General features: G+C 35.7%; 8 protein-coding genes. All 8 read left to right on the forward strand.

Annotated elements, in window-relative coordinates:
- Positions 1–252: 252 nt before the first annotated feature.
- Positions 253–1,218 (forward strand): glycoside hydrolase family 130 protein, encoded by a 966-nt coding sequence (locus tag BSF41_RS15300; protein WP_095930371.1) that lies wholly within the window; start codon positions 253–255, stop codon positions 1,216–1,218.
- Between the two features lie 7 nt (positions 1,219–1,225).
- The gene (locus BSF41_RS15305) at positions 1,226–2,293 is read left to right on the forward strand and encodes a carbohydrate-binding family 9-like protein (RefSeq protein ID WP_095930372.1); all 1,068 of its coding nucleotides are present in this window, start codon (positions 1,226–1,228) and stop codon (positions 2,291–2,293) included.
- The gene (locus tag BSF41_RS15310) at positions 2,268–3,386 is read left to right on the forward strand and encodes a putative glycoside hydrolase (RefSeq protein WP_095930373.1); all 1,119 of its coding nucleotides are present in this window, start codon (positions 2,268–2,270) and stop codon (positions 3,384–3,386) included. The genes BSF41_RS15305 and BSF41_RS15310 overlap by 26 nt, the downstream gene beginning before the upstream one ends.
- Before the next feature lie 91 nt (positions 3,387–3,477).
- Entirely contained in the window at positions 3,478–4,500 is a 1,023-nt protein-coding gene (locus BSF41_RS15315; protein ID WP_095930374.1) for an isoaspartyl peptidase/L-asparaginase family protein, read from the forward strand.
- Positions 4,501–4,732: 232 nt separating this feature from the next.
- Positions 4,733–7,045: a beta-N-acetylhexosaminidase gene (locus tag BSF41_RS15320; RefSeq protein ID WP_095930375.1), complete on the forward strand. Its 2,313-nt coding sequence runs from the start codon at positions 4,733–4,735 to the stop codon at positions 7,043–7,045.
- A 136-nt stretch (positions 7,046–7,181) separates the two neighbouring features.
- On the forward strand, positions 7,182–9,035 hold the full coding sequence (locus BSF41_RS15325; RefSeq protein ID WP_095930376.1) for a beta-galactosidase family protein: 1,854 nt from the start codon (positions 7,182–7,184) through the stop codon (positions 9,033–9,035).
- Positions 9,036–9,089: 54 nt separating this feature from the next.
- A complete protein-coding gene (locus tag BSF41_RS15330; protein ID WP_095930377.1) occupies positions 9,090–10,574 on the forward strand; it encodes an alpha-L-fucosidase in 1,485 nt (494 codons plus the stop codon).
- 11 nt (positions 10,575–10,585) lie between these two features.
- A complete protein-coding gene (locus BSF41_RS15335) occupies positions 10,586–12,829 on the forward strand; it encodes a GH92 family glycosyl hydrolase (protein ID WP_253251844.1) in 2,244 nt (747 codons plus the stop codon).
- Positions 12,830–12,837: the final 8 nt, after the last annotated feature.

A 12,837-nucleotide genomic window follows, 5' to 3' on the forward strand; every position in this document is an offset into this window, starting at 1 on the left:
AGTTCAAAAATTTGACAAAGTTTAACAGTGCAGTTTGTCATCCTGAGAAACGAAGGATCACACACGTAACTCGACAAAGATTGGCGACATAGATTGCGGAGCTTCTAGTGTGATCCTTCCTTCGTCAGGATGACAAAATAGAGCTATGTGATTTATTCAAAGTAAAATGCCTTTTAAGCGTTCCAAAAAACTATGATTCTATGTGTTTAAAAAAGAATAAAACAAAAAACTAATACATAAAAAGAGCAAAAAATGAGTACTATTCCTTGGCAAGACAGACCCGAAAACAGTAAAGATGTAATGTGGAGATATTCTGAGAATCCAATTATCGACAGATATTCGATTCCTTCATCAAACAGTATATTCAATAGTGCAGTTGTACCTTTTGGAGACGGATATGCTGGGGTTTTCAGATGTGATAATAAAGCAGTTCAGATGAATATTTTTGCTGGTTTCAGTAAAGATGGTATCAATTGGGACATTAACCACGAACCAATTGAGATGAAATCTGGAAATACAGAAATGATTGAATCGGCTTATAAATACGATCCGCGAGTGGTTTGGATCGAAGATCGTTACTGGATTACTTGGTGTAACGGTTACAACGGACCAACAATTGGTATTGGTTACACTTTCGATTTTAAAGAATTTTTCCAATGTGAAAATGCCTTTTTACCATTCAACAGAAACGGAGTCTTATTCCCACAAAAAATCAACGGTAAATATGCTATGTTAAGCCGTCCAAGTGATAATGGCCACACGCCATTTGGAGATATTTGGATTAGCTACAGCCCAGATATGAAATATTGGGGAGAACATAGATTGGTTATGAAACCAAGTCCGTTTGAAAAAAGTGCTTGGCAATGTACAAAAGTTGGAGCAGGACCAATCCCGATTTTAACTGAAGAAGGATGGTTAATGATTTACCACGGAGTTATTAATACTTGCAACGGTTTCCGTTATGCAATGGGTTCAGCGCTTTTAGATGTTAATTCGCCAGACCAAGTAAAATACAGAACGCAACCTTATTTATTAGGCCCAGCAGAGACTTATGAAATGGTTGGAGATGTGCCAAACGTAGTATTCCCTTGCGCTGCTTTACACGATATTGAAGAAGATAAATTAGCAGTTTATTACGGTGCAGCAGATACACATGTTGCTATCGCTTTCGGAAAATTAAGTGAAGTAATTCAGTTTACAAAAGATAATAGTTTATAATATAAAGATGCATAGTAGAAGTAAATTATTGTCCCTTGCCGTTTTTTTTGTTGGTTTGATGGGTTATTCGCAATCTGAAAAAGAGGTTACACCAAAAAGTTATATTGCGTATAAGACTTCAAAGGAAATTGTTATTGACGGAGACGGGGCAGATAAAGACTGGGAAAAAGCAACTTGGACAACACCTTTTGTCGACATAGAAGGCGTTGAAAAACCAAAATACAATACTCAGGTCAAAATGCTTTGGGACGATAATTACTACTATATCCTGGCAAAAATGGAAGAGCCTCACGTTTGGGCAAACCTAAGACAACGCGATACGATTATTTTTTATAATAATGATTTTGAGGTTTTTATTGATCCAGATAATGATACTCACAATTATTATGAATTAGAAATAAATGCGTTAAACACCGCTTGGGATTTATTTATTAATAAACCTTACAGAGAAAAAAATACGGTTTTAAACGATTGGAATATTACAGATTTAAAATCGGCTGTAAAGATTGATGGAACTTTAAATAATGCTTCAGATATTGATAAAGGCTGGACATTAGAAATTGCAATTCCGTGGTCGGTTTATAAAACATCTTATTTCGACGATATTGTTCCGAAAGATAAATTTTGGAAAGTCAATTTCTCTAGAGTGAATTGGCAGCATTCAGTTATCGACGGAAAATACGAACGCAAAAAAGATTCAGAAGGAAAATTTCTCCCAGAATACAATTGGGTTTGGTCGCCTATGGGAGTGATAAATATGCATGAGCCCGAAAAATGGGCTTATGTATACTTCTCTTCTAAAGAAAGCGATGATAAATTTTCAATTCCGCAGGAAGAAAAAGTAAAATGGGAACTGTATACTTTGTACCGCGCTCAAAAAAGATATTTCGAAAAGAATAAATCTTGGGCAAAATCGTTGCAAAGTATCAGTAAAAAAAATATAGTGGTTGACGGAAAGACTTTAAAGCCAATTTTAGAAAATCATTCATCAGGATTTAATATCTTGGTAAAAAGTCCTTTTTCAAACAAAACCTTAATAATTAAAGAAGATGGTAAAATTATTACGAACGAATAAGTTTCAAAAACTATCAAAAGTTTTAGTATTAGCGCTATCGCTGAGTTTATTCTCTTGCGGACAAAAAGAAACCAAAGATCAGGAAAACGGTAAATTCACTTTTGGTGTTTGGACCACTGCTGACGCTAAAAAGTCGGATTCAGATTATTCTAAAGAATTCAAAAAATACAAAGACGGCGGAATCGATGAAGTTTTAATTAACACGCAAACCGATCCGAAACTATTAGCAAGATTAGTTCCGCTTGCAAAAAAAGAAGGACTAAAAGTTCACGCTTGGATTATGGCAATGAATCGTCCAAACGATTCAATTGCTTTACAGCATCCAGATTGGTATCAAGTAAGCAAAGAAGGAAAATCTTGCTTTGACAATCGTCCGTATGTAGATTATTACCAATGGCTTTGCCCAACTAAAGAAGAATCTAGAAACCACGTTTTAGGTTTAGTAGAAGGTTTAGCAAAAGTAGAGGGAATTGAAAGCGTACATTTAGACTACATTCGTTTTCCGGATATTTTCTTGCCAATCAGTTTATTGCCAAAATATAACTTGGTGCAAGATGTAGAATTGCCACAATTTGATTTCTGTTATTGTGATGCGTGCGTAAGCAAATTCGAAAAAGAACATCATAAAAATCCAAAAAAGAGCCATAATACGTCAATTGATATGGAGTGGAAAAACTTCAGATTAAATGCAGTAAAAGCGGTGGTTGACGATGCGTATAAAATTGCTCATAAACACAATAAAAAATTAACGGCAGCAGTATTTCCTTATCCCGAAATGGCAGATCATATGGTACGCCAGCGTTGGGATAAATGGAATATTGATGGAGTGTATCCAATGATTTATCATAGTTTTTATGATGAAGAAATTGACTGGGTAGGTTATGCAACCAAACAAGGTGTAGCCGATTTAGAAGGAAAACAAACGAAAGTAAATACAGGAATTTATATTCCAGGTTTAAAATCGGATGCAGAATTGAAAGAAGCGATTTTAGAAGCTAAGAAAAATGGTGCAACAGGAGTTTCATTTTTTGACGGAAATGCTTTATCAGACAGTAATTTAAAAACAATTAAGTCGGTAAAAGCGTCGTTGTAGTCGATTTTACTGGGATTAAAAATTATTACTGATTAATTTAGCAACATGAAGAACAATTAGTTTCTGAAAGTTGAATTAAAACCAAAAAGACATGTCAAATAGAAGAGATTTTATTAAGAAAACCACTTTAGGCACTTTAGCCATTAGTTCTGTTTTGGGTGTAAGCGGATTTGCTGCAAATCACGAAAATGAACCAGAAGCTGAATCAAAAGATAAAAAACAGACCAAACCAATTATCATCTCGACATGGAATCATGGTTTGCCTGCAAATAAAGAATCTTGGAAGAATTTAAAAGAAGGAAAATCAGCTTTAGATGCTATCGAAGCTGGAATGAAAATACCTGAAGCCGATCCAACTGTTCGCAGTGTGGGTTATGGAGGATATCCTGACCGCGAAGGGAAAGTGACTCTTGATGCGTGTATCATGGATCATAACAGTAATTGCGGATCTGTTTGTTTCTTGCAAGGAATTAAACACCCCATTTCTGTTGCGAAAAGGGTATTACAAAACACGCCACACGTAATGTTAGCAGGGCAAGGAGCCTTGCAATTTGCCTTGTCTGAAGGTTTTAAAGAAGAAAATTTATTAACTCCAGAATCTGAAAAAGACTGGAAAAAATGGCTGGAAGATTCTAAATACAAGCCAGTTATTAATATAGAAAATCACGATACCATAAGCATGCTAATGTTAGACCAAGATGGCAATCTTTCTGGCGGATGTACGACAAGTGGTGCTGCTTGGAAGATGCACGGACGCGTCGGTGACTCCCCAATAATCGGCGCGGGTCTTTTCTTGGACAACGAAGTGGGAGCCGCAGCGGCAACTGGTTTGGGCGAAGCGGTTATTAGAACTGCTGGAAGCGCTATGGTTGTCGAACTGATGCGTCAGGGAAAATCGCCTTATGATGCCTGTAAAGAAATCACAGAACGTATTTACAACAAACATAAAAACCACAAAGACATGGAATACCTGCAAGTTGGTTTTATTGCTTTGAATAAAAACGGAGAATACGCAGGTTACAGCCTAAGGTCAGGATTTAATTACGCCGTTTCTGATGACGCAAAAGGCCACAGAATGGAAGACGCGAAATTTAAAATGTCTTGGGATAAATAATTATACCGTTTAGAACTTTGTCAAAGTTTGAAACTTTGACAAAGTTTAACGACACAGTTTTGTCATCCTGAGGAACGAAGGATCACACTAGTTGATCGACAAAGATTGACGAATTTCTTTGAGGAATTCCTAGTGTGATCCTTCGTTCCTCAGGATGACAAACAAAAACTAAAAAAGTATATCTCTAAAAGTAGCTTTATAAGTAACTGTTAGAGAAACCAAAAAACAAAGAATGAAAAAATTACTATTCCTATTAACCGTAATCACTTCAATTTTCTCGGCGAATGCACAGAAAGTTTATACGGAAAATGATATTCGGATCATTCCAAAACCGAGTCAGACTTTTATTAAAACGGGGGTTTTTGAATTTACAAGAGATACAAAGTTTGTAGTAAACGGTGATTTCCAAAAAGATGCTGCAAATGCTTTGGCATCAAAATTTGAGACCGCTGCAGGATGGAGACCAGAAGTTACCACAAAAGCTCCTGCGAGTAATTATGTTTTATTAAAAACAGATCCGAACTTAAAAAATGAAGCTTACGTTTTGGATGTAAATCCAACTAATATTGTGATTTCTGCTAAAGGAAATAATGGATTTTTATATGCTTTAGAAAGTGTTAGACAATTGCTTCCTGAAGCCATCGAAAGTAAATTTGCGATTAGTTCTGCAAAATGGCAAATTCCAAGCTTGACCATTAATGATGAGCCTCGTTTTAAATGGAGAGGTTTAATGTTGGATTTATCACGTCATTTCTTCGATAAAAATTATGTTTTAGCTACAATCGATCGTTTGGCAGCCCATAAAATGAATGTTCTGCACATGCATTTAGTTGACGATCAAGGCTGGAGAATTGAAATTAAAAAATATCCAAAACTAACAGAAGTTGGGGCTTGGAGAGTAGATCAGGAAAATGTTTCTTGGAATGCCAGATTAACGACAAATCCAGATGAAAAAGGAACTTACGGCGGATTTTTTACGCAAGACGAATTAAAAGAAATCGTAAAATATGCAGCAACAAAAGGAGTTGAAGTAATTCCAGAAATCGAAATGCCGGCTCACGTGAGCAGTGCCATTGCAGCTTATCCAGAATTAGCTTGTTTCAACCAGAGAATTGGTGTGCCGTCAGGCGGAGTTTGGCCTTTAACAGATATTTATTGTGCTGGAAAAGAAACTACGTTCGAATTTTTACAAAATGTAATTGATGAAGTAATTACCATTTTCCCTTCAAAATACATTCATATTGGTGGAGACGAAGCGACTAAAACCAATTGGGCAAAATGTCCACACTGCCAAAAAAGAATCAAAGACGAGCGTTTGAAAAGTGTTGACGAATTACAGAGCTACTTTGTAAAACGCATGGAAAAATATATCAATTCAAAAGGTAAAAAAGTTATCGGTTGGGATGAAATTTTAGAAGGCGGTTTAGCTCCAGATGCGACAGTAATGAGCTGGAGAGGAACGAAAGGCGGAATTGAAGCAGCAGATCAAGGTCACGATGTAATTATGACACCAGAAACGCCTTGCTATTTCAACTTTTACCAAGGGCCTCAAAACGAAGAACCTTTGGCTTTTGATGCTTATAATCCGTTAAGCGAAGTATACAAATTTGATCCTGTAGTTTCAACTATGACACCTCAGGAAGCTGCGCACGTATTAGGAGGACAAGCCAATTTATGGGCAGAACATATCGCGGGACCAAAAGATTCTGAATATATGATTTTCCCGAGATTAGCGGCTTTGTCAGAAACCTTATGGAGTCCGAAAGAGAAGCGTAATTGGAATGATTTTACAGCAAGATTGTTTTCAATGTTTAAACGTTATGATTATCAGGGATTAAATTATGCAAAAAGTGCTTATTTGGTAACCGCTTCTTCAACAGCAGATTTGGCTAATAAACAAGTGAAAGTGGAATTGAAAAATGAATTTCCAAATCCAGATATTCGCTATGTTTTAGGAAACCAAAGTATTGATCATCATGCTATAAAATATACGACTCCAATTGAAATCAAAGAAACAACAGTTTTAAAAGCTTCTTTATTTCAAGACGAAAAACCAGTTGGAAAAACATTTACAGATACGATTGTTTTCCATAAAGGATTTGCAAAAAAAGTGAAATACTTAACACCTTTCAACCAGAGTTATAAAGGAGATGCTAATACAATGGTAAATGCCATTCGCGGAAGCAAAAATTTCCATGACGGACAATGGCAGGCTTGGCTGGTTAATGATATGGAATTGGTAATTGATTTGGAGAAAGTAGAAAGTATAGAACAAGTTACAGTTGGGGCTTTAGAAAGTCAAGGCGCTGGAGTTAATTTCCCAATTCAAGTAAAAGTGTTGATTTCTACAGACGGAATTAAATATACGCAAGTGGGTAAAATAATGCGTCCGTATGCGGTAAATCCAGTTCCGGAATTGAAAGATTTCAAAATCAATTTCCAAAAACAAAATGCACGTTTTGTAAAAGTAATTGGAGGCAACTTAAAGAAAAGTCCAAAAGGAGAAAGCTCTTGGTTGTTTGTAGATGAAATTTTGGTGAATTAAATATTTTTAAACACATAGAAACATAGATTCTTTTTCTTTTGAAACTTGGTATAAGAGTTTAGAAAGAAACTAGTTTCTAACACATAGCTTAACGTGAAATGCTTGTTAAGTTTATAAATGTATAATCTGAAAAAGAATGAATAAGATATTATTTAAGCTCGGAGTATTATTGATTTGCTTGATGCCGTTTTTTACTATGGCACAAAGCAAAGGATTTTCTATTTCTAATGGAGAATTTAAACAAGATGGGAAAATTATTAAAATACATTCGGGAGAAATGCACTATGAGCGTATTCCTAAAGAATATTGGAAACATAGGTTGCAAATGATTAAGGCTATGGGATTGAATACCGTGGCAACCTATGTGTTTTGGAATTATCACGAAGTAGAGCCAGGTGTATGGGATTTTAAAACAGGAAATAAAAATTTAGCAGAATTTGTACGTCTTGCTAAAAGCGAAGGATTGTATGTGATTCTTAGACCAGGTCCGTATGCATGTGGCGAGTGGGAATTTGGAGGATACCCTTGGTGGTTGCAAAATAATCCAGATTTAGTAATTCGTACCAATAACAAAGCATTTTTAGAAGCTTGCAAAACCTATCTAGAACATTTGTATGCAGAGGTAAAAGGACTTTTTGCTAACCAAGGAGGACCTATTATTATGGTTCAGGCTGAAAATGAGTTTGGTTCTTATGTTTCACAAAGAACCGATATTAGTGCTGAGGATCATAAAGCGTACAAAACTGCAATTTACAATATGCTTAAAGAAACGGGGTTTCCAGAGCCTTTTTTTACTTCTGACGGTACTTGGCTGTTTGAAGGCGGTGCTGTTGAAGGCGTGCTTCCAACTGCAAATGGGGAATCTAATATAGAAAATTTAAAGAAACAGGTTGATAAATACCATAAAGGGCAAGGGCCTTACATGGTAGCAGAGTTTTATTCTGGCTGGTTGGATCATTGGGCAGAACCATTTATTAAAATTGGATCTGAAGAGATTGCAAGTCAAACTAAAAAGTACCTTGATGCAGGTGTTTCTTTTAATTATTATATGGTTCACGGTGGTACTAATTTTGGATTTACCTCTGGAGCAAATTATAATGAGGAAAGTGATATTCAGCCAGATATTACAAGCTATGATTATGATGCTCCTATTAGCGAAGCAGGTTGGGCAACACCAAAATTCATGGCTATTCGTGAAGTAATGCAAAAGTATTCTAAAACAAAATTAGCTCCGATTCCAGAGAAAATACCAGTTGCAAAATATCCTAATCAGCCGATCAAATCGAGTATGGATGTTTTGAGTTGGATCAAAAAAGAAAAAGCGGTTGTAAATGACCAGCCTTTAACATTTGAAAAGTTAGGTCAGGGAAATGGATATGTTTTGTATCGAAAAAGATTTACACAACCAATTTCTTCTGGCAAATTAAAGATTGAGGGATTGAGAGACTTTGCTACAGTTTATGTAAACGGAGTTAAGGTGGGTGAATTGAATAGAGTTTTCAAAAATTACGAGTTGACAATTTCTATTCCTTTTAACGGTATTTTAGAAATTCTAGTTGAAAATATGGGACGTATTAATTACGGAGCCGAAATAGTGCATAATACGAAAGGAATTATTTCTCCAGTATTTATTAATGAATATGAAATTAGTGGTGGATGGGAAATGTATAAAATGCCAATGAGTGAAGTTCCTGTTATTAAAAATGAAACGATAAAGCCAGGACGTCCAGTTTTATATGAATCTACAGTTAACATAGATAAACCAGCCGATACTTTTCTTGATATGTCTGCTTGGGGAAAAGGAATTGTATTTGTTAACGGCCACAATCTTGGTCGCTACTGGAAAGTAGGCCCGCAGCAAACGCTTTATGTACCAGGATGCTGGTTGAAAGCGGGCGAGAATAAATTTGTTGTATTGGAGCAGCTTAATGAAAATAACCAAACAGAATTAACTTTTACAGATCAACCGATACTTGATAAATTAAATTAAGATTACCTATTAAACCAGAAAACAAAGAATAATAAATTATAAATTAGATTAAAGATGAAAAAAGGAATATTCATTATCGCCCTTTTATTTTCAGCTCAGATATTCGCTCAGGCGATTTACGAAGATGAAAGATACGTACCAGAAACAGATCCGTTGGTTTTGAAAAACTTAGACGAGTGGCAAGGCAAAAAATTTGGTTTGCTAATGCACTGGGGAACTTACAGCCAATGGGGAATTGTAGAATCTTGGTCTATCTGCCCTGAAGATTACGGATGGTGTGAACGTAAAAAAGGAAGCAATCCGTCTAATTATAATGATTATATTAAAGATTACGAAGGTTTAAGAAAAACGTTTAATCCTGTAAAATTTGATCCTGAAAAATGGGCTAAAGCGGCTAAATATGCTGGAATGAAATACATGGTTTTCACTACAAAACACCATGACGGATTCAACATGTATGATACTAAATATTCTGATTACAAGATTACTAGTAAAGATGTTCCTTTTCATACCAACCCTAAAGCAGATGTGTTAAAAGAGATTTTCAACTCGTTTAGAGGAGAAGGTATTTCAACAGGAGCTTATTTCTCTAAACCAGACTGGCACAACGAAAATTACTGGGATCCTTATTTTCCTCCATTCGACAGAAACGTAAATTACGATCCGTCTTTATACCCAGAAAAATGGCAGAAATATGTTGATTTCACTCATAACCAAATCTTAGAAATTCTTTCTAACTACGGTAAAGTTGATATTTTATGGTTAGATGGAGGATGGGTTAGAAAAAGAGACCAAGTAAACATCAAAGAAAACTACGAGGAGAAATTTACTGAAAACGAATCTAAAAACGGTTTCATTAAACACAGAGTGGTAGATCAAGATCCAAAAATGGATGAATTGGTTGTAAAAGCGCGTCAGAAACAACCAGGTTTAATTGTGGTTGATAGAGCGGTTCATGGTAAAAACCAAAACTATTTAACTCCAGAAGGACGTGTTCCTGCTAAAACGTTGCCTTATCCTTGGGAATCTTGTATTCCTGCAGGCGGTGGATGGTCTTATTCTCCAGGTGCTGAATATATGACTGGGAGACAAGGTATTCATATGTTGATTGATATTGTAGCTAAAGGCGGAAACTTATTATTAAACATTGCTCCAAGTCCAGAAGGAGAATGGGATAAGGGGGCTTACGATTTATTGCAAGCTTACGGAGATTGGATGAAAGTAAACAGCACAGCGATTTACAATACAAAACCAATCGAGCCTTACAAAGAAGAAAACATTTGTTTTACACAAAATAAAGCAGGTAATGTATTTGCATTTTATTTAGCTAAAGAAGGAGAAGATAAAATTCCTGCTGCAGTTACTGTAAAAGCTATCAGTCCTAAAAAGGGAACTAAGATTACAATGTTAGGTTCTAAAACTTCTTTAAAATGGACCAAAGAAGGAAACGGATTTAAAGTAATTATTCCAGAAAGTTTAAGAAACAATCTTCCTGCAAAAGAAGCTTGGACTTTAAAAATTGAAGCGATTAACAGATAAGAATGAAGCCTATGGTTTTAAATATTAAAAATAAATTTGAAACAGCATGTATTTTATACATGCTGTTTTTTAGCATTACTATTTTTGCGCAGGGACCTGCCGATTTTGTCAATCCGTTTATTGGAACTTCCAATTATGGTGCGGCTTTTCCGGGACCAATTGCACCACGCGGAATGGCAAGTATTAGTCCGTTTAATGTGGCTGGAGTAAAAAATACGCCTATGGAAAAAGACAGTCAGTGGCTTTCTAATCCGTATGTGAATGAAAATACTTTTTTGACAGGATTTAGTCAAGTGAATTTAAGCGGAGTTGGCTGTCCAGATTTGGGTGTTATTTTATTGATGCCAACAACTGGAAATGTAGAAATCGATCATTTAAAATACGGTTCAACGTATTCTAATGAAGTTGCCAAAGCAGCGTATTACAGCGTAAACATCGACAAATACAAAGTAAAAGGCGAATTTACCACTTCAAAACGAGTGGGCGTGAGCAGATTCACTTTCCCGAAAGGGCAATCTAATATTTTATTAAATCTTGGTTTAGGATTAACAAACGAAGAAGGCGCAATGATAAAAGTGGTTTCTTCGACAGAAATTGAAGGAATGCGTTCTGTTGGTTCGTTTTGTTACAATAGTCCAGAAGATGCTTATCCGGTTTATTTTGTGGCTCAATTTTCTAAACCTGCCCATAAATTTGGAGTTTGGAAAAAACCTGCAAAATACGACGGCGTTGAAGCGCAATGGATGGGGTACAACGGAAAAGCGAGAATAATGGAAAATACCATTAAAACCGTAGTAGGTGATAGTATTGGAAGTTATTTTACGTATAAATTCGACAAACAAGAAACGGTTGAAGTGAAGATTGGAATTTCGTATGTAAGTATCGAAAATGCCCGCGAAAACTTAGCAAAAGAAGTTGGTAACAGATCTTTTGATGCAATTTACAAAGAAACCTACAACGAATGGAACGAAGAATTGTCTAAAATTTTGGTTGAAGGCGGTACCAAAGATGACAATACGATTTTCTACACAGCTTTGTATCACACTTTAATTCACCCAAATATTTTAAATGATATTAACGGACAATATCCCGTAATCAAAAGAAGTAAAATTGCTAAAACCGATGACACCCGTTATACCGTATTTTCTTTATGGGATACGTACCGAAATGTACATCCATTGATGTCTTTGGTTTATCCAAAACAGCAATCTGACATGGTAAAAAGTATGTTGACTATGTTTGATGAAAACGGCTGGTTACCCAAATGGGAACTGAATTCGACTGAAACTTTTACGATGGTTGGAGACCCTGCAAGTATTGTAATTACAGATACTTATATGAGGGGAGTTCGTGATTATGATGTTAATAAAGCCTATTATGCGATGTTGAAAGGCGCAGATAATATTGAAAATAATCCGCTTCGTCCTGGATTGAAAGATTATATCAAAGAAGGATATTTAACAACCGACAACAAAGGCCCAGTTTCTACAACTCAGGAATATAATATTTCAGATTATTCTATTTCGCTTATGGCCAACGAGTTCGGTGACAAAGACAATGTAAAACGTTTTAAAGAACGTTCATTATCCTACAGAAAATTATTTGATAAAAACTTAAATCTGCTTCGACCAAGAACGGCTGACGGAAAATGGTACGAACCTTTTGATCCTGCTTCTGGAGCTAATTTTGAAGAAAATGTTGGTTTTATCGAAGGAAATGCTTGGCAGTACGCTTTTATGGTTCCGCATGACATTATTGGATTAAAGAAATTAATGGGTGGTGATCAAGCTTTTTCGGCGCAATTGCAGAAAATCTTTGATATTAAGCAATTTGATATGGCAAACGAACCAGATATTGCCAATCCGTATTTATTCAATTATGTGAAAGGCGAAGAATATAAAACTCAGGAAATGGTAAAGAAATTGGTTCGCGAATATTTCAAAAATGAACCAAAAGGATTACCAGGAAATGACGATACAGGCACAATGTCGGCTTGGTTGGTGTATTCGATGATGGGAATTTACCCAATTTCTCCAGGAGATCCAATTTACACCATTACAACGCCAATGTTTCATAGAGTGACGATCAAATTAGATCCAAACTATTATAAAAAAGAAAGCATCGTAATTGAAAGACAAGAAAATAATGGTGGGAAAATCAATTCGATTGAGCTAAACGGAAAAACACGTAACAGCTTCTTTATCTCACATGATGATTTTGTGAATGGAACAAAGCTTAAAGTGATTCAAAACTAAACACACAC

Source organism: Flavobacterium sp. ACN2 (genome assembly GCF_002303885.1).
In the GTDB taxonomy this organism is placed as follows: Bacteria; Bacteroidota; Bacteroidia; order Flavobacteriales; family Flavobacteriaceae; genus Flavobacterium.